This window comes from Pelagibius marinus (genome assembly GCF_014925385.1).
In the GTDB taxonomy this organism is placed as follows: Bacteria; Pseudomonadota; Alphaproteobacteria; order Kiloniellales; family Kiloniellaceae; genus Pelagibius; species Pelagibius marinus.
Genome location: NZ_JACSDK010000014.1, coordinates 332,960 through 349,036 on the forward strand (window position 1 = coordinate 332,960; position 16,077 = coordinate 349,036).

17 protein-coding genes are annotated in these 16,077 nt (G+C 66.6%); 7 read left to right on the forward strand and 10 right to left on the reverse strand.

Annotated elements, in window-relative coordinates; all coding sequences use genetic code 11:
- Positions 1-111: 111 nt before the first annotated feature.
- Complete coding sequence (locus H7X47_RS17590) at positions 112-678, reverse strand: hemerythrin domain-containing protein (protein WP_193370018.1); 567 nt, start codon at positions 676-678, stop codon at positions 112-114.
- 312 nt (positions 679-990) lie between these two features.
- Here H7X47_RS17590 and H7X47_RS17595 point away from each other — a divergent pair, with 312 nt between their 5' ends.
- Complete coding sequence (locus H7X47_RS17595) at positions 991-2,280, forward strand: polyhydroxyalkanoate depolymerase (protein WP_193370019.1); 1,290 nt, start codon at positions 991-993, stop codon at positions 2,278-2,280.
- Positions 2,281-2,389: 109 nt separating this feature from the next.
- On the opposite strand, the gene H7X47_RS17600 is transcribed toward H7X47_RS17595, so the two are convergent.
- Positions 2,390-3,019, reverse strand: a complete 630-nt coding sequence (locus H7X47_RS17600; RefSeq protein ID WP_193370020.1) for a class I SAM-dependent methyltransferase — start codon at positions 3,017-3,019, stop codon at positions 2,390-2,392.
- A gap of 313 nt (positions 3,020-3,332) precedes the next feature.
- Positions 3,333-3,521 (reverse strand): hypothetical protein, encoded by a 189-nt coding sequence (locus tag H7X47_RS17605; RefSeq protein WP_193370021.1) that lies wholly within the window; start codon positions 3,519-3,521, stop codon positions 3,333-3,335.
- A gap of 508 nt (positions 3,522-4,029) precedes the next feature.
- On the opposite strand from H7X47_RS17605, the gene H7X47_RS17610 reads away from it, so the two are divergent.
- Both H7X47_RS17610 and H7X47_RS17615 read left to right on the forward strand, forming a co-directional pair.
- Positions 4,030-4,734 carry an AAA family ATPase gene (locus H7X47_RS17610; RefSeq protein ID WP_193370022.1) on the forward strand — a complete coding sequence of 235 codons (705 nt, stop codon included), beginning with the start codon at positions 4,030-4,032 and terminating at the stop codon, positions 4,732-4,734.
- Position 4,735: 1 nt separating this feature from the next.
- Positions 4,736-6,760: an SPOR domain-containing protein gene (locus H7X47_RS17615; RefSeq protein WP_193370023.1), complete on the forward strand. Its 2,025-nt coding sequence runs from the start codon at positions 4,736-4,738 to the stop codon at positions 6,758-6,760.
- Between the two features lie 53 nt (positions 6,761-6,813).
- On the opposite strand, the gene H7X47_RS17620 is transcribed toward H7X47_RS17615, so the two are convergent.
- From H7X47_RS17620 to H7X47_RS17635, 4 genes are all read right to left on the reverse strand, one after another.
- A complete protein-coding gene (locus H7X47_RS17620) occupies positions 6,814-7,677 on the reverse strand; it encodes a division plane positioning ATPase MipZ (RefSeq protein ID WP_193370024.1) in 864 nt (287 codons plus the stop codon).
- A gap of 102 nt (positions 7,678-7,779) precedes the next feature.
- Positions 7,780-8,229, reverse strand: a complete 450-nt coding sequence (locus tag H7X47_RS17625; RefSeq protein ID WP_193370025.1) for a hypothetical protein — start codon at positions 8,227-8,229, stop codon at positions 7,780-7,782.
- A gap of 273 nt (positions 8,230-8,502) precedes the next feature.
- A complete protein-coding gene (locus tag H7X47_RS17630; RefSeq protein WP_193370026.1) occupies positions 8,503-9,216 on the reverse strand; it encodes an orotate phosphoribosyltransferase in 714 nt (237 codons plus the stop codon).
- 93 nt (positions 9,217-9,309) lie between these two features.
- Complete coding sequence (locus H7X47_RS17635; protein ID WP_227010563.1) at positions 9,310-10,500, reverse strand: multidrug effflux MFS transporter; 1,191 nt, start codon at positions 10,498-10,500, stop codon at positions 9,310-9,312.
- Between the two features lie 304 nt (positions 10,501-10,804).
- Between H7X47_RS17635 and H7X47_RS17640 the strand changes: the two genes are divergently transcribed.
- Together H7X47_RS17640 and H7X47_RS17645 are read left to right on the forward strand one after the other, a co-directional pair.
- Positions 10,805-11,605 (forward strand): enoyl-CoA hydratase/isomerase family protein, encoded by an 801-nt coding sequence (locus tag H7X47_RS17640; protein WP_193370028.1) that lies wholly within the window; start codon positions 10,805-10,807, stop codon positions 11,603-11,605.
- Between the two features lie 2 nt (positions 11,606-11,607).
- Complete coding sequence (locus H7X47_RS17645; RefSeq protein ID WP_193370029.1) at positions 11,608-12,210, forward strand: hypothetical protein; 603 nt, start codon at positions 11,608-11,610, stop codon at positions 12,208-12,210.
- A gap of 92 nt (positions 12,211-12,302) precedes the next feature.
- On the opposite strand, the gene H7X47_RS17650 is transcribed toward H7X47_RS17645, so the two are convergent.
- A complete protein-coding gene (locus H7X47_RS17650; RefSeq protein ID WP_322096509.1) occupies positions 12,303-13,253 on the reverse strand; it encodes a dienelactone hydrolase family protein in 951 nt (316 codons plus the stop codon).
- 334 nt (positions 13,254-13,587) lie between these two features.
- Between H7X47_RS17650 and H7X47_RS17655 the strand changes: the two genes are divergently transcribed.
- Both H7X47_RS17655 and H7X47_RS17660 read left to right on the forward strand, forming a co-directional pair.
- Positions 13,588-14,493 (forward strand): LytTR family DNA-binding domain-containing protein, encoded by a 906-nt coding sequence (locus H7X47_RS17655; protein ID WP_193370030.1) that lies wholly within the window; start codon positions 13,588-13,590, stop codon positions 14,491-14,493.
- 10 nt (positions 14,494-14,503) lie between these two features.
- Positions 14,504-14,704, forward strand: a complete 201-nt coding sequence (locus H7X47_RS17660) for a hypothetical protein (RefSeq protein ID WP_193370031.1) — start codon at positions 14,504-14,506, stop codon at positions 14,702-14,704.
- Here H7X47_RS17660 and H7X47_RS17665 read toward each other — a convergent pair.
- Together H7X47_RS17665 and H7X47_RS17670 are read right to left on the reverse strand one after the other, a co-directional pair.
- Positions 14,686-15,240 (reverse strand): GNAT family N-acetyltransferase, encoded by a 555-nt coding sequence (locus H7X47_RS17665; protein WP_319633628.1) that lies wholly within the window; start codon positions 15,238-15,240, stop codon positions 14,686-14,688. The genes H7X47_RS17660 and H7X47_RS17665 overlap by 19 nt on opposite strands.
- A gap of 38 nt (positions 15,241-15,278) precedes the next feature.
- Positions 15,279-15,713: a PaaI family thioesterase gene (locus tag H7X47_RS17670; protein ID WP_193370033.1), complete on the reverse strand. Its 435-nt coding sequence runs from the start codon at positions 15,711-15,713 to the stop codon at positions 15,279-15,281.
- Between the last annotated feature and the right edge of the window lie 364 nt (positions 15,714-16,077).

The following is a 16,077-nucleotide window of genomic DNA, read 5'->3' on the forward strand; positions in this document are numbered from 1 at the left end:
TGACAATAAAGTCTGCTGCTTACGATATTTCTTCTGAGCTGCAAACTGTCAGCGAGACCCTAACAAAGTCTAAAAGAGAATTCGACAGTGTACGCCCTAAAGATGCGGCCGTCAGGCGCCGGTGGGCAGGTTGCTGTCCCAGGCGACGATGTCCTGATAGAGGGCGTCAAAGCGTTCGTCGTTGCGGTTGTCGAACAGGGGGTCGGCGATGGGCGCTGCCTGGGCGGCCAGCTGGCGCCAGTCCTCCGGCGTCAGGGCGCGCTGGGCGGCAGGGAAGAAGTACTTCTCCTCCATCAGGATGTGATGGCGATAGCCCTTGAGGAAGGCGCTGGCGGCATTGGTCAACTCGTCCCGCTCCATGGGGATGTCCTGTTCCACGGCGGCCAGGGCCTCGGCGAAGCGCTCGGTCACCTGGGCCAACTTGCGGTGCTCGGTCCGCAGGTCGCCCATGGCCGCCGCCGCTTCCGGATCGCGGGCCTTCAGACGGTCGAAGACCATGTCCTCGCGCGGGTGGTGGTGCAGGTCCGGATAGGTCTGGCAGTAGTGCAGGACGCCGTCGGCGATTTCGAAATCCAGGGTGCCGCCTTCGCCGAAGGCGTCGACCTGGCGTTCCAGGGCGTCGAGAAGCTTGGTCAAGCGGGAATGGTCGCTGCGCAGGGCATCGATGATGCTGGCCATTTTTTCCACCTCAGGTCGGGACAGGGACTTCCCGGTTGAGCTTCGCAGCGAAGCGCCGGAACTGTCCGAAAGCGTATTTTCCCCGCATTGCCAAGGCATTGACTTGCGTCAAGCGAGTCCCGGCGCGGGCCGGGAAGGGGGGCGACTTTTTGCTTCGCCCCAGGGGGGCGGAATGCTAAGGTTTTGTTGCGTCGCAGCATCGGTTGCCAGGACGGCGCAGCGCAGGCCCGCAGTTTCGGCCCAGCGGAAAAAAACAAGGCAACACAGTGGGAGTGCCCTACAGGGTGCGCCAACTCTGGGGACCGAGGTACCTTGCTTTACCATGCTTATGAGATGACCCATGCTGCGGTGCAGCCGTTGCGTCTGCAGTCTGACGCCATGCGCCGTTTCTACCGCAGCGCCTTCAATCCCGTCGCCTACACGTCCGTCGGCAAGGCCGTGGCGGCGGCCTGCGAAGTCTTCGAGAACGTGACCCGGCGCTACCGCAAGCCGGAATGGGGCATCGACGAGACCATGATCTTCGGCCTGCCCGTGAAGGTCGAGCCGGAGGTGGTGCATTCCAAGCTGTTCTGCGATCTGCTGCACTTCAAGCGCGACGAGAGCATGGCCGGCAAGCGTTACGATCCCAAGGTGTTGGTCGTGGCCCCGCTGTCGGGGCACTACGCGACGCTGCTGCGCGGCACGGTCAAGGCGATGCTGCCGGAGCACGACGTCTACGTCACCGACTGGCGCGACGCGCGCGTGGTGCCGATGATGTACGGCGACTTCGACCTCGACGACTTCATCGACTACATCATCGAGTTCCTGCAGTTCATCGGGCCGAACACCCATGTGATCGGCGTTTGCCAGCCTTCGGTTCCGGTCCTGGCCGCGGTGGCGGCCATGGCGGCGGCGGACGATCCGATGCAGCCGGCCTCTATGACCCTGATGGGCGGGCCGATCGACACGCGGCGCAATCCGACGGCGGTCAACGAACTGGCCGCCTCACGGCCGCTGTCGTGGTTCGAGCAGTCGGTGATCCATACCGTGCCCTATCCGAACCCGGGCGTCATGCGGCGCGTCTATCCCGGCTTCGTCCAGCTCTCCGGCTTCATGACCATGAACCTGGAGCGCCACATGGACGCCCATGCCGGGCTGTTCCGCCACCTGATCGAAGGTGACTGCGACTCCGTCGAGCAGCACCAGAACTTCTACGACGAATACCTCTCGGTCATGGACCTGACGGCGGAATTCTATCTGCAGACCGTGCGGACCGTGTTTCAGGAGCATTCCCTGCCGGAGGGACGCATGATGCATCGCGGCGAACTGGTCGACTGCCGCAAGATCCGCAAGACGGCGCTGATGACCGTCGAGGGCGAACTGGACGACATCTGCGGCCTGGGCCAGACCGAGGCGGCGCACGATCTCTGCGTCAACATCCCCATCGACGACCACTACCACTATGTGCAGCCGGGCGTCGGCCACTACGGCGTGTTCAACGGCACCCGCTGGCGCACAGAGATCCAGCCGCGGGTGCGCGAGATGATCCGCTCCACGGACTTCAAGCGCCGTATCCAGGCCAAGCCGGCCAGAATCATCCGCCGCGTCGACGCGGCGGGATAGGTCATCATCCGCCGCGGCGACGCCGGGGAAAAGGTCATCATCCGCCGCGTCGACGCGGCGGAGCAGGCCTCAGAAAATTTCCGGAAACAAAAAACGCGCCGGCGCAGTCTCAGGCGCTTTGCTTTTCCTGCATCTTCACGCCGTGCGGCGGGCGGTAGCGCCACACGCTGGCCGGCGGGATGTTGTCGACCACCCAGTTGATGCGCTCGGCCTGCAGGCCCAGGCGCGTCAGGATGCGCCGCGACACCGGTGAGGCCGGGCCGTAGGTGAACTGCAGCAGCACGCCGTCTTCCTCCAGCACCTCGGTGGCCTCGGAAACGATGCGCAGGCAGACGCGCTCGGGAATGGAAAGCAGCGGCAGGCCGGAGACCACCGCCTTTACCGGGCCGATGCCGGCGGCGCGCAACAGGCGGCGCAGCTCGGCGGCATCGCCCTGAAGCAGGCGCACGTCTGGAAAGCGGGCGGCGATCACCCGGGCGAAAGCGGGATCTCGCTCCACCACGGCGATGTCCTCGATGGGAACCCCACTCTGCAGCAGAGCGGCCGTGATGTTGCCGGTGCCGCCGCCCAGCTCGACCACGGCGCCGGGGGCCTCCAGGTCGATGCCCGCCACCATGGCGCTGGCCAGGCTGCGGCCGCTGGGCACGAGGGCGCCCACCGCCTTGGGGTTCTGCAGCCAGCGCCGCAGAAATCCGAGATTGCGCCGCAGGGGCGCCAGGCGGGTCGGCTCTATAGGCATGGGGTTTTGGTTTCTATCGCAGGAGCGGCCATCGTCGAAGTCCGTTTCGCGGAGCTTGGTCGCGCGCCTGCTGGCGGCCAGCGACTCCGACACCGCACTTTATCTCGGACTGTATATGGAGAGTAACCCTTCGCGCACAAGTGTTTATGATGGGGCCGCCCGACCCCCGGGGCGCCAAGGGCCTTGGGGAAGCCCGGAGAATGCGGGGCCGGAAAGGGGAAGCGCCCCGAAGGAAAAACCGCGGTTTTCCCTTCGGAGCGGTCTAAGTAGAGACATCTTTTTCCCCGGCGCTAGTGGCGCGAAGGTTTGGCGATCAGGCTTCGAAGTCGATCGCCTGTCCCCGGTTGGGTTCCGGATAGGGGAACCGCGGGGGAGGGTCCTTCGGGGCCGCGTCGACAGGACGCGGCGTTTCCGCTTTGGCCCCGGCGGAGACCTCCTGGGTCTTGCCGGCGGTCTCTGCGCCACTGTTGGCGAGAGGCACCGGGGCTGGTTGGATCTGCATCGTATCCTCCATTCAATCCAGGCATCTAATCAGCCTGATAAAATATTATTTGTTGGTGCTTAAGTAAAGGTATAAATAAAAGTCGATTTAATATTGATTTATACTAAGTTTGTATCGAAATGTATCGATTTGCTGATGTATTGTTCCTTGTGTACTATCAACCTTCGGTTATTTTCTTTGAAGTCGTGCGGCTTCGGACACCCTGGCGGCCCTCGATTGATCGCCTTCCAATGATTGTCTTTCTGGATTGTTTGATCACAGGTTGTGTTGCACAAAGCCCACAGCCTGGGGTAAGAAGAGGCGTGGCAGTCTTTTTTGTCGCAAGACCTGTAACATCGCCTTCCATTGATACGCTATATATAGTAGAAATTAACTAATTGTTAACTTTCGCTGCTGGGCGTCGGGGCTTAGTCTTCGGTGTCGGACGTGATCGGAGCCACTGGCGCTGCGTCGGGCCGCAATGCGCCAAGTATAGTTGGCTCCTGGAGAACTTCGGGGGGCAAGCAGGTTGAAGGTTTTGGTTGTTGCGTCTCAGAAGGGTGGTTCGGGCAAGACCACCCTCGCCGGGCATCTGGCTGTCCAGGCGGAGATGAGTGGAAACGGGCCGGTTGGCCTGATTGATGTGGATCCCCAGGGCAGTCTCGCCGACTGGTGGAACGAGCGCACGGCGCCGAACCCCTTTTTCATACAAACCGCAGTGCCGCGGCTGGCCGACGACATCAAGGAACTGGCCGCCCACGGCATGGAACTGCTGATCATCGACACGCCGCCGGCCTTGACCGCGACCATCGCCGACGTCATCGGCGTCGCCGACCTGGTGGTGATCCCAACCCGGCCGAGCCCGCACGATCTGCGCTCCATCGGGGCCACGATGGAACTGGTCGAGCACCTGGGCAAACCGCTGGTCTTCGTCGTCAACGGGGCCGCCGCGCGGGCCCGCATCACCAGCGAGGCGGTGTCCCTGCTGTCCCAGTACGGCCCGCTGGCGCCGTCCATCATCCACCAGCGCGTCGACTTTGCCGCGGCCATGATCGACGGCCGCACGGTGATGGAACTGCCGGGTGAATCCCGCTCCGCCGACGAGATCGCCGAACTCTGGGACTACCTGCAGGACCGGCTGGAAGGCGGAGGGATAAGGCGCCGGCGCCTGCCCTCGATCCCCGGCCCGGTCGCGGCCATGACCGCACAGACGAAGGCCGAGGGCAGAGCCTGAGATGAGTCAGCACAAGGCCGCTTCGTTGACGAGCAATCTCTTCGCGCGCAAAGGCAGGGCCTCGCCTGCCAGTCTCCTGATCGCGGAAATCGAAGGTGGCGACCCGGAAGAGCGGGAGCTCAAACCGAAGCGCCCTGCAAACGGCGCGCGGAAGATAGAACTCAACGGCAAAGCCGCGAAGAAGGCCAAGCAGCCGGAGGAACTGCCGCTGCTCGCCTTCGTCGAAGCGCAGGCGGTCGGGGCGCGGACCGTCGAAGAGGAAGAGGGCGCTTCCGAAAAGCCGGAAGCTGCAAAGCCGGAAGAGACGGCGGAGCCGCGTCCGCCCGCCAGCCTGCTCGACAGCGGCGCCCGGGCGCTGCGCCAGGCCAACGGTCGTCACGTGGCGGCGGAACCGATGATGCCGGCCGAGGCCGGGGAAGAGGCGTCCCAGCCTGCGGCCGTTGTTCGGGCCTCCGTCGCACCGGCAGCCGGGGCCGAGGCGGAAGCCGCAGCAGGGATCGATGCGGAGATCGAGGCCGAAACCGTCTCCGGCGACGAGAACGTAGCGGCCATCGAGGATGCGCCGCAGGACGAGAGCGAGCCGGCCGCGGCGGCCGAAAGCGAGGCCGCAGAGGCCGAGGCCGTCGAAGCCGAGACCGTCGAGGCGGTTGACGACGACGAACCCTCCCCCACGAAGGCCGGGGCGGAAGAGACCGCCACGGAAGACGCGGCGGCAGAGAAGGCAACCGCGGAGGAACAATCGGAAGCGGAGAAGCCCGCTGCCGAAGCGGAAGCCGAGGCCGAGGCAGAGGCAGAGGCAGAGGCAGAGGGGCGCGAGGTGAAGACGCCCGCGGCTGTCGGGCCGGAGGCGGCCAAGGTGACGCCGACGGCGACCCGGAAGCTCGGGACCGAGGCGGCCATTTCGGCCACCGTTGCCCTGCGCCAGGCTGCGGCCCTGCGGGCGACGCCCATGCCGGGCCTGAAGCCGCAGGCGCGGGAAGCCGCGGCAACGTCCACGGCGGCGGTCCCGCCGCCGAAGCCGGCCGGCAGCGCCCTGCCGTGGCGCAGCGCCGCGGTCGTGGCCCTCGGCGTCGCGCTGGGCCTGGGCGCCTACGTCGCCTTCTCCGGCGACCCGGAAGCGCCGCCGGCGGGAACCCCGGCACCGCGCGCCGAAGCGCTGCCCGAGGGCGAGGCGACGGCGGCTGAAAAGACCACGGCAGAGACCGCCGTGCCCACGGCAGCCGCTCCCGCCGCCGCGCAAAGCGCGGCGGAAGAGACCGCCGTGCAGTTGCCGGAGCCGTCCTTCGACATCATCCGCATCGAGCCGGACGGGCAGTCGATCATCGCCGGGCGCGCGGCGCCGGGCAGCGAGTGGATCCTGCTCAACAACGGAGATCCCATCGCCAGCGTGCAGGCCGACGCCAACGGCGAGTGGGTGGTGCTGCCCGACGCCTCGCTGGTGCCGGGGGCCAACGCCTTCAGCCTGGTGCCCAAGACGGAGCGCGGCAAGGTCGCCATTCCCGCACCGGCAGCGCGGGAGAACCTCTCGCAGCAACCCGCGCCCGAAATGCCCGCCACGCCGCAGTCCGGCAGCGACGCGGGTGCGGCGGCGACGCCGGACGATGGTCCCGAAATCGATGTCGGCATGGCGCTGCCGAAACCCAAGCCGGCCGTTTCCGGCGCGGTGCCGCGCATCCAGGTTTCCCAGGACGGCATCTACGAACTGCAGGTGGCCTCGGTCCGCCAGAGCGCCGACGCGGAGCGCGAGCGCAACCGACTGGCGGCGGCCTATCCCGACCTTCTGGGGAACTTGGACCTGCGGGTGCAGGAGGCCAGCATCGACGGCGCCGGCACCTACTACCGCGTGCGCAGCGGTGCCATCGCGGACCTCGGTGCGGCGCGCGAGGTCTGCCGCCGTCTGGGGGTGTCGGGGCAGGGCTGTCTGGTGGTGCGTCGCCCGCCGCCGGCCGAGGCGCCGCAGACCGAGGTTGTGCAGGACGCGCCGACGCCCCACGCGGCGCCGGAGCAGCAGGCCCAGCGACCCTAGGTCTTAGCTAGAGTCCTTTCACTCGATTTTCTTGAACAGACCGCACCGCAGCTTCAAGCAGGTTCGCTCGCGAACAGGCCGATGGCGGCCAGCAGGTCCTGGATCTCACGCCGCGCCGCCGCATGGCTGCTGCTCTCGGCCGGGCCCCTGGCTTGGCTAGGGCCTTGGCCGGCGACCTGCTCGGGCAGGTCCAAGGCGGTCAGCCCCTTCATGAAGTGTTCGCGGAAGACGACCCGCTCACTGATGCCGGGGGCGGTGCGGAAGCCGATGCGCTTGGCCAGAAGGTCCAGCAGGGCCGAGATCTCGCGCATGTTGCGGGCCTCGATGTGGGCCAGGCGGTTGCGCAGGATGACCCAGTCGATGGGCGGCCGGCCGGCGACCACGCGCTGGTTGTTCTGCTCCCAGACGAGCTGGCTGTAGACGCTGGGCGCTTCGACCTCGCGGCGTTCCCGGTTGATCTGCGCCAGCACCCCGATGTCCAGGAAGCTGTCGTTCAAGGGGGTGATCAGGGTGTCGGCGCGGTTGTGGCCCAGGCGGCAGAGGTAGGAGTCGCTGCCCGGTGTGTCGACGACGATGAAGTGGCAGTCGGCCAGGTCGTCGAAGGCGTCCTGCAGGCGGCCGGCCTCGTCGGCCTCGGCGGCGGCGCGCTCGCTCGCTTTGGAGCGCTCGATGGCGCGATGTTTAGACAGTTCCAGCCTTCGGCCGCTCTGCTCCGCGTAGCTCGCGCGATTGCGGACGAAGGCGCTGAGGGTGCCCTGGCGGGCGTCGAGATCGATAGTGCCGACGCGGAAGCCGAGCTTCATCAGCGCCACGGCGATGTGGATTGCTGTCGTCGACTTGCCGGTGCCGCCCTTCTCGCTGCCGACGACGATGATGTAGGGCACCGCCTCTTCCGGCCGGTTGCTGCTGCGTTGCATCTCCACGGCGCCCCCTTCTATGGTCGGCTCGCTACCACAGGGCGGCTGGTAGGACCCACGTTCACGCCGGTTGGATCACACCAGCGCTCGTCGGCTTGTTGATTAGAAAAGCACGGTCCAGTTTTCAGCATCTCTTGCCGTGCCCGCGGCGGAAACCATACGCAGATGATCGGGGTCGCCGGGCGCTTCCTCGGCGTCGTCCTCGTCGCTGCTTTCCGTGGGGTTGTTTTCCGCGGCCCGCTTTTCCGCTTCGGCGATGATGCCCTTCAGGGCCGCCAGCCGCCGCGCCAGGATCTCGGTCCGGGCCCAGGCGACGTACTCCTCGCCGTCGGACGACTTGTGAACCGCGGCCCACTGCTCGCGCCGCTCCGACTTCATCACGAAGGCGATGTTCTCGCCTTCAACGGCGCAGTCGAGCGACTGGGTGTAGGGCGCGACTTTGCCTTCCCAGATTTCGGAGATCACGTTCCAGGAGAAGCCTTCGTTGACCAGCAGTTCCATCATGACCTGATCGAACTCGCCCCGGGCCAATTCCAGGGCATAGCTAATCATGCAGTCCAATTCCTGGCTGCCGTGTGGCGCAGATTCCAAGGCCGACACCACACGCCTAATGATGCCGTCCCTACGTTCATATTGGCTCATCGACCCCCGTCCCTGAGCAACACTTCGATAGTACTGATTTTGGCGCCGAAGAGAAGCGCCCCTCGTGCTCAAGGGAGAAAAAAGCGACAACGCTATGGTTAATATCCACGCATTGCGCCAGCGGTAGGGCGCAGTGGGGGAGGTATCAGGCGAGAGGCTACAATTACGGGTAGCAGCCTGGGGTCAGACGCCGGACGCGCGGTCCTCGCTGCCGGCTTCCTTGCCACCATGGGCCGCCGACCAGGACTCGGGATCCTGCAGGAAGCTGCGTACTTCCTCGACCTGTGCCGGGGTGAGGTAGCCGCTGTTCTCGGCGGCGGCCAGCGCGTCCCACCAGGTTGCCAGCGCATGCAGCTTCACGCCCTTTTCGGCCAGGGCGGCCACGCCCTGAGGGAAGATGCCGTAGTGGAAGATTACGAAGGTATGCGCGATCTCGGCTTCTGCCTTGCGGATCGCATCGACGAAATTCAGCTTCGAGCCGCCGTCGGTCGCCAGATCCTCCACCAGCAGGACGCGGCTGCCCTCCGGCAGGTAACCCTCGATCTGCGCGTCGCGGCCGAAGCCCTTGGGCTTCTTGCGCACGTAGAGCATCGGCAGGCCCAGGCGCTCGGCGATCCAGGCGGCGAAGGGGATGCCCGCGGTCTCGCCGCCGGCGATGCAATCGATGGATTCGTAGCCGGCTTCGCGTTGGATCACGTCGCAGGCGAAGTCCATCAGCTGCGCACGGGCGCGCGGGAAGGAGATGATCTTGCGGCAGTCCACGTAGACCGGGCTGGCCCGCCCCGAGGTGAAGATGAAGGGCTCGTCCGGGCGGAACAGCACCGCCTCGATCTCCAGCAGGATGCGGGAGGTGATTTCGGCGATGTCGCTGGAACTGGCGGCAGCGGTCGGCAGCATGGCGGGCCCCTCTGATTTCGGTCCGCCTTGTTTATCGCCAAAGCCCGCGAATGACAATCGGGCGGACCCGCTACGCGGGCCGGGGGCGGGAATTCAGTCCGCTTCGGCCGCGGGCTGGACGCTGCCTTCGCGCGGCAGGGGCGTCCGGGCCAGCAGGTAGCCCAGGAAGGCGATGACCGCCGAGGCGGCCATGACCGTGACCATGGGGTAGACGGTGTCGCCCTGCAGCCAGCCGACCAGCAGGGTGACCAGCGCGCCGATCATCATCTGGGTAAAGCCGAGCAGGCCGGAGGCGGTCCCCGCCAGGTCCGGGCGGCGCGAGATGGCCGCGGCGGTGGCGCTGGGCATGCTGAGGCCGTTGCCCAGGCCGACCAGCATCACCGGGCCGAAGAGGGCGAGCGGCGTCATCTCGGTGCCGAGCGCCAGCGCGCTCAGAAGGGCAGTGCCGGCCAGGGCCGCCGAGCTGCCGCTGAACACCATGCGCTCGGGCCCGATCCGGGTGGCCAGGCGGCCGGAGAGAAAGTTGCCGGCCATGTAGCAAAGGGCGTTCAGCACGAAGTAGTTGCCGTAGTCGCTGGACGGCCGGCCCATGAGCTCGACCATGATGTAGGGCGCCCCGGCCAGGAAGGAGAAGAAGACCGCCGTGGTGAAAGAGACGTTGAGCGCGTAGCCGTTGAAGCCGCGGTCGCGCAGCAGGATGGGAAAGCCGCGCAGCATGTCCAGCGGGCCGGTCGCGACGTGGCGGTCGTGGTGGGTTTCGTGCAGCAGCACCCAGGCGAAGCCCAGCGCCACCACGCCGACGCCGGCGACGGTGAAAAAGGTCGAGCGCCAGCCGAACCACTGGTCCAGGTGGCCGCCCAGCAGCGGCGCGATCATCGGCGCCACCACCATGACCATGGTGATGTAGCCGATCATGCTGGCCGATTCCTCGCGGCTGTGGGTGTCGCGCACGATGGCGCGCCCCAGCACCAGTCCGGCGCAGCCGCCGAAGGCCTGGATGATGCGCCCGGCGATCAGCAGCAGGATCGAATCGGCCAGCGCCGCCATGAGGCTGCCTGCCAGGAACACCAGGATGCCGCCCAGCAGCACCGGGCGCCGCCCGAAACGGTCGGAAAGCGGTCCCATGAAGAGCTGAGAGATGGCGACGCCGAAGAGGTAGAGCGTCAGGGTCAGCTGGATGGTGGTGTAGTCGGTGTTGAAGACCGCCACCATGCCGGGCATGGCGGGGATCAAGATATTGAGCGCCAGCGGCCCCAGCGCCGTCACCGCGATGAGAATCCCCAAGGACGGCCGGAGCGAGGGACGCGGGGCGGTTGAAAGCGACGAATCGGAAGAGGGCGGCGCGGGCGCGCTCATGGGCAAAGGGGGTCCGAATTGTGAATGCCGGGCGGGCGGTAAGAGAAGCGCCACATTCCCGGCGCAGCGGGACGGTGACGCTTTGGTCAGCATGCTATATGGGAAGTAAACTGACCAGTGTCCATGGCGCATGCCTGCTTTGCTCCGGCCCCGAGAACGGGGTTTTGCGCGGCGCTTGCGCGCCCTAAGCTGCGGCCCGCAGCAACCGGACCGGACGGGGAGGAGAGGCGGCATGACGGCGGCAGGGGCGGCGCGGCAGGCGCCATCGATCGAGCTGGAACGGCAGGACGCGGTCGCGACCCTGTGGCTCAACCGGCCGGAGCGGCGCAACGCCTTCGACCTTGCCATGTGGCAGCGGCTCGGCGACCTGACGCTGGACCTAGCCGGCGACGACAGCCTGCGCTGCCTGGTGCTGCGCGGGCGCGGCGGCGCCTTCGCCGCCGGGGCCGACATCTCCGAGTTCCCCGAGAAACGCTACAGCGCCGCGCAGGCCGAGGACTACGCCCGGATCATGGACCGCGCCACCGAGGCGGTGGCCGACTGCCCGGCGCCGACCCTGGCGGTGATCGAGGGCCCCTGCGTCGGCGGCGGCCTGGAACTGGCGGTGCAGTGCGACCTGCGCATCGCGTCCGAGAACGCGCGCTTGGGCATTCCGATCAACCGCATCGGCCACTGCCTGCCCTACCCGGCGATGATCGCCCTGGTGGAGCTGGCCGGGCGCGCCGCGGCGCTGGAGATCCTGCTGGAGGGCCGCATCCTCACCGCCGAGGAGGCGCTCTCCAAGGGCCTGCTCACCCGCGTGGTGCCAGACGGCGAGTTGGAGGCGGAGGCCGCTGCCGCGGTCAAGCGCATCGCCGCCGGTGCCCCGCTGGCCGCGCGCTGGCACAAGAGCCTCGCCAAAAAGGCGCGGCGCCCGGAGACCCTGGACGACGAGGCCTGGCGCGAGCCGCTGATTTCCTGCGACACCGCCGACTACCGCGAAGGCATCCGCGCCTTTCTGGCCAAGGATAAACCGGCCTTCCGCGGGGAGTAGAAATGAAGCGGGAGCACTTCGATGCGGTCATCCAGTATTTTGTCGAGCGAGACAGGCTGACAACTGCCGTAAGCCGACACCGGATTTTTTCGAGGATTGGACGCGAAAGTGCTCTGCGGTTCCTCGAGTGGCTGGCGCTCCAGAAATTCCTGAGAAGATACCCGGTCGATCCGCGTAGGAATCCGGAGCACATCTGCGACTTGCTCAAGAGCGCCTTGAAGAACCAGGATGCGAAGGAAGCAGAGGCCGCTGACTTGTTGGGATGGGAATTCGGATTTCCGAGGAGTTGTCTGGTCTCATTGAACACTCTGCTGACCGAAGACTGGCACGAGGTGCACGAAGACTTTGCAGTGGCTCTGGGGGATCTGCGCGATCCCAGCAGCATTGATCCCCTTTATCGTGCTGCTCTGATGGATCTGGACTATCTGGCTTACGATCAGGCTTGTGCTCTTGCGGCCAAGTGCTGCTGCGCCTTGGGTGCCATCAATACCGAAGAGGCCATCGAAAGGCTGCGAGCGCTTACACAATCGGAGAACCCGGTGAAGGCTGCAGCCGCTAAGAAGCAGCTGCGGCATCAACAGCTTCCGCCCGATCGGATGGCGTAAATTCAACTCTACAAAAATAGGGCGGCGCTCCGGCCCGCTCTGCCGTCACGCCGCCCCTCGGGGGAGCCTCCCTGTTTGCTTGCCTGACCCCCCTATTGCAGCGTCTCCTTGAAGAAGTTGATGGTCCGCCCCCAGGCGATCTCCGCCGCCTTCTCGTCATAGCGCGCGGCGTTGGTGTCGTTGTTGAAGGCGTGGTTGGCGCCCTCGTAGGTGAACATCTCGTAAGCCACGCCGTTGGCGTCCAGCGCCGACTTGAAGTCGGAAATGCCGGCGTTGATGCGCTCGTCAAGCCCCGCGTAGTGCAGCAGCAGGGGTGCGCGGATGTTCGCCACCTGCTCGGCCGAGGGCTGGCGGCCGTAGTAGGCGACGGTGCCGGAGACGGCAGGCGAGTTCACCGCCACCTGGTTGGCCATGGCGCCGCCCCAGCAGAAGCCGACGGCGCCGACCTTGCCGCTGGAAGCCGGGTGCTTGGCGAGGTAGTCGACCGCCGCCACCGCGTTCTGGATGGTCTGGGCGCTGTCGAGGGCGCGGATCATCTCGCGCGCCTGGTCCTCGTCGGCGGGCGTGCCCCCGGCGGGCGAGAGGAAGTCGACGCCCAGCGCCACGAAGCCCTCCAGGGCGATGCGCCGGGTGACGTCCTCGATATGCGGATTGAGGCCGCGGTTCTCGTGGATCACCAGCACGGCCGGCAGCTTCTCGGTGACCGGCACGTTGGCCGGGCGCGCCATATAGCCGCTCAGCTCGCCGCTGGCGCCGGGGAAGGTCACGGTGCTGGTGGCCACGCGGCTGTCGTCCGGGGCGATCATGGCCGCCTGGGCGTAGTTGTTCTCCAGCAGCGGCAGCAGGGCGCAGGCCGCGGCGCTGCCGCCGGCCACCCGGGTCAGGTGGTCGAAGAAGCGGCGGCGGTCCAGGGTCAGGTGGGTGTATTCGTCATAGAGATCGATCACCTCCTGGGTGATTTTCGGTGCCGATTTCGGGGGCGCCTTGCCTTTGGGCATCTCGAGGGCGGTTCTCGCTGGGGCGGTCTTCGCGGGGGCGGTCATCGCTGGTCTAACTCCTGAAGAGTTGTCGTCTGTCAGACGCGAGAATGGGAAACGGCGGCCCGGCAGGGCAGGGGACAGTTCGGGGCGGTCCCGACCGGTGTCGCGGCCGGTGGCTTTGGGGGACCGTTTCGCCCGGCGCCGGCGCCGCCGTCTCTTGCCGAAAAAACTAGCCGGATCCTGGGCTTACGAACAGGGGACGGCACGGGATATTTCTCGAATGGGCAGTTGCGCGAACGCCTGCGCCGGAGATCACGAAAAAATCAGTGCCTGCGGGGGGGTATCTTCAGGTAGCATTTTCATGCAGCATGAAATTTCAGGCCCTGGAGGGCCCGTGATGGCTGTTCGTGCGTCCTCGACATCGATGCCCTGGCCCTTTTGGGGATTCGTGGCGACGCTGCTTGCCGGGCTGCTCCTCGCCGGCCACCAGCGCGAGGCCTTTGCCGAGTTCTCGCTGTTGTTCAGCTACGGCTACTGGGTCACGCGCCTGCTCATGGCTTACCTGCTGTTCGCCGGCTGCCTGCTGCTGCTCGAGATGGGGCCGCTGGGCGAGCGCCTGGAAGGTCGCTGGGCCTGGGGCTGGCTAGCCGGCGCGGCGGCACTGATCACGCTGCCCTTCTTCACCTTGAGCGTCACCATGCTGGACCTGCTGCTCGGCCTGCCGGAGCTGGGCATCAGCGGCTTCGGCCTGGACAGCGCCGGCGCCGAGGAAGCCTCGGCCTCCGGCATGGCGGCCCTCTTCGCCATGGAATCACTCTACCACCTGGACAACCACCTGGCGCTCTGCGCGCTCATCGTCCTGCCCCGCGTGGTGCTGGACCTGCGCGGCGCCCAAGCGGGGGCGGAGCAGGACGGGGCGGAGCAGCGTGCGCCCTTCCCGGCGCCGGTGACCCTGCGCCCGGCGACGCCGGCCGCGCCGGCCTTCTTCCAGCGCTTCGATCCGCCGCTGAAGGGCCCGGTCCTGGCGGTGCAGGCCCAGGAGCACTACGTGCGGGTGGTGACCGCCGAGGGCGCGGTGACCACGCTCTACCGCTTTGGTGACGCCCTGCGTGAGCTGGAAGGTCTTTCGGGACTGCAGGTGCACCGCTCCTTCTGGGTGGCCGACGCCGGGGTCGCGGCCTTGCGGAGCGGCAAGCGCGGCTTGAAGATCGTTCTGCGCAACGGCGAGCAGGTGCCGGTCAGCGCCCGCCACGCCGACACGGTGCAGCGGCGCTACGGCGAGCGCCTGGAGACGGTCGCCTGATGGAGGCCCGATGATGGTCGGCGGTATCGATCACGAAGGCGAGCTGGCGGTGGCGCGCATCCGCATGAAGCTGGAACAGGATGCCGCCCTGACCTCCCTGGCCGAGAGCGAGCGCCTGCGCCGCGAAGAGGGCGAGGAGCAGTTCCGCGGGCGGCTCTGGGCGCTGACGGTCATGGGGGTCATCTACGTGCTCTACCTGCTGTTCGGCTGAGGGCGCGGCGCTTCCCGGCGTGCCGCGAAGGCGGTGCGGTCGATGCTGTAGCGCCGTGCCGCTTCGCCCTGGTAGTCCACAACTCCGGTGAAGACGAGTCCCAGTTTTTCGGCCACGCGGATGGAGCCGTGGTTGTCGGGATGAATGTCTGCGACGACCTGCTCCAGTGCGGCGGTGGCGAAGCCTTGTTTCAGGATCGGCGCTGCGGCTTCCGTGGCGATACCTCGGCCCCAGGCATCGCGCTTCAGCCGCCAACCGATTTCCACGCTCCCGCCGGAGACGGGGGTCGGGTAGAGCATGATCCAGCCGAGGAAATCCGCAGGCGCGTCAATCGGAAAGACGGACCAGTAACCCATCCCCTGCGGATAGGTCATGGATATTCGGCGGCATAGAAAATCCAGGTGCTCCGCGTCATTCGACCAGGGCGGTCCGACAAAGCGGATCACATCGGGGTCGCGGTCCATGGCGACGCAGGCATCGAAGTCATCCATGGTGCGCGGTCGCAGCAGCAGACGCTCAGTCCGGATTGTAGACACCGTGAAGCACCTCGAATTACCTGCGCAGCGTGATGTATTTACCTGCGCAGCGTGATGTATTTAAAAGTGCCCTGGCCGCTGCCGACGACGCGGCCGTCCTCGTCGCGCACTTCGCAGTTGGCGAAGAACAGCGACTTGCCGCCGCCGCTGCAGGTGGCGCGGGCCAGGAGGCGCTGGCCCTCCTTCGCGGTGCCGATGAAGTTGCAGGTCAGCGACAGGGTGAAGGCGCGGCGCGGTGTCACCCCCTCCGGCGTGTAGCAGCCGCAATAGCCGCAGGCGGTGTCGATCAGCGTGGTCAGCACGCCGCCGTGCATGACGCCGCTGCGGTTCAGGTGGCGCTTGGCGACCGTCAGGCCGACTTCGGCGACGTCGTCTTCCCAGTTGATCAGATGATAGCCGACCAGGTCGGCGAAGCCGCCGTGGCTGCGCAGCGGGTCGGCATCCTTCACGGGTTTTGTCGAATCGTCAGGCATGGCGGCAGACTGCCGTGTCACGGCGGCGCTGTCCATACGCGGGCAGCGCGGCGCTTTTGCAGCGCTTTTCGGATGCCGGCATATCGTTGGAAGGCCCACAAAGCTAGACCGGGGCTCACGGCCCCGGTCTTTTGCTCTCGCTTGACAGGAACGCTCCGCACCGCGGTTCGTTGGGAGCTTCCTGACGAGTCACCGCACAGGCTTTGCGGCGGCTAAATCGTCACCGGTTTTTCCCGGCCACGTGCAGTTAGCTTGCGACTCTTCGGGTGGTCCGGTCAAGAGGCCAGCGCTAGGAATATGGGCGGATTTCCGCGCTTTTCACCGCGCCTTTCGCGCGTGCAAAGCGGCCGCGGCCAAGGCGGGC

What these genes read in the sequence shown, in the direction of transcription:
- H7X47_RS17655 (WP_193370030.1), top strand. Translation starts at nt 13,588, where the DNA reads ATGGCTGTTCGTGCGTCCTCGACATCGATGCCCTGGCCCTTTTGGGGA.
- H7X47_RS17640 (WP_193370028.1), top strand. Translation starts at nt 10,805, where the DNA reads ATGACGGCGGCAGGGGCGGCGCGGCAGGCGCCATCGATCGAGCTGGAA.
- H7X47_RS17650 (WP_322096509.1), bottom strand. Translation starts at nt 13,253, where the DNA reads ATGACCGCCCCCGCGAAGACCGCCCCAGCGAGAACCGCCCTCGAGATG.
- H7X47_RS17620 (WP_193370024.1), bottom strand. Translation starts at nt 7,677, where the DNA reads ATGCAACGCAGCAGCAACCGGCCGGAAGAGGCGGTGCCCTACATCATC.
- H7X47_RS17645 (WP_193370029.1), top strand. Translation starts at nt 11,608, where the DNA reads ATGAAGCGGGAGCACTTCGATGCGGTCATCCAGTATTTTGTCGAGCGA.
- H7X47_RS17630 (WP_193370026.1), bottom strand. Translation starts at nt 9,216, where the DNA reads ATGCTGCCGACCGCTGCCGCCAGTTCCAGCGACATCGCCGAAATCACC.
- H7X47_RS17625 (WP_193370025.1), bottom strand. Translation starts at nt 8,229, where the DNA reads ATGATTAGCTATGCCCTGGAATTGGCCCGGGGCGAGTTCGATCAGGTC.
- H7X47_RS17660 (WP_193370031.1), top strand. Translation starts at nt 14,504, where the DNA reads ATGATGGTCGGCGGTATCGATCACGAAGGCGAGCTGGCGGTGGCGCGC.
- H7X47_RS17670 (WP_193370033.1), bottom strand. Translation starts at nt 15,713, where the DNA reads ATGCCTGACGATTCGACAAAACCCGTGAAGGATGCCGACCCGCTGCGC.
- H7X47_RS17615 (WP_193370023.1), top strand. Translation starts at nt 4,736, where the DNA reads ATGAGTCAGCACAAGGCCGCTTCGTTGACGAGCAATCTCTTCGCGCGC.
- H7X47_RS17605 (WP_193370021.1), bottom strand. Translation starts at nt 3,521, where the DNA reads ATGCAGATCCAACCAGCCCCGGTGCCTCTCGCCAACAGTGGCGCAGAG.
- H7X47_RS17590 (WP_193370018.1), bottom strand. Translation starts at nt 678, where the DNA reads ATGGCCAGCATCATCGATGCCCTGCGCAGCGACCATTCCCGCTTGACC.
- H7X47_RS17600 (WP_193370020.1), bottom strand. Translation starts at nt 3,019, where the DNA reads ATGCCTATAGAGCCGACCCGCCTGGCGCCCCTGCGGCGCAATCTCGGA.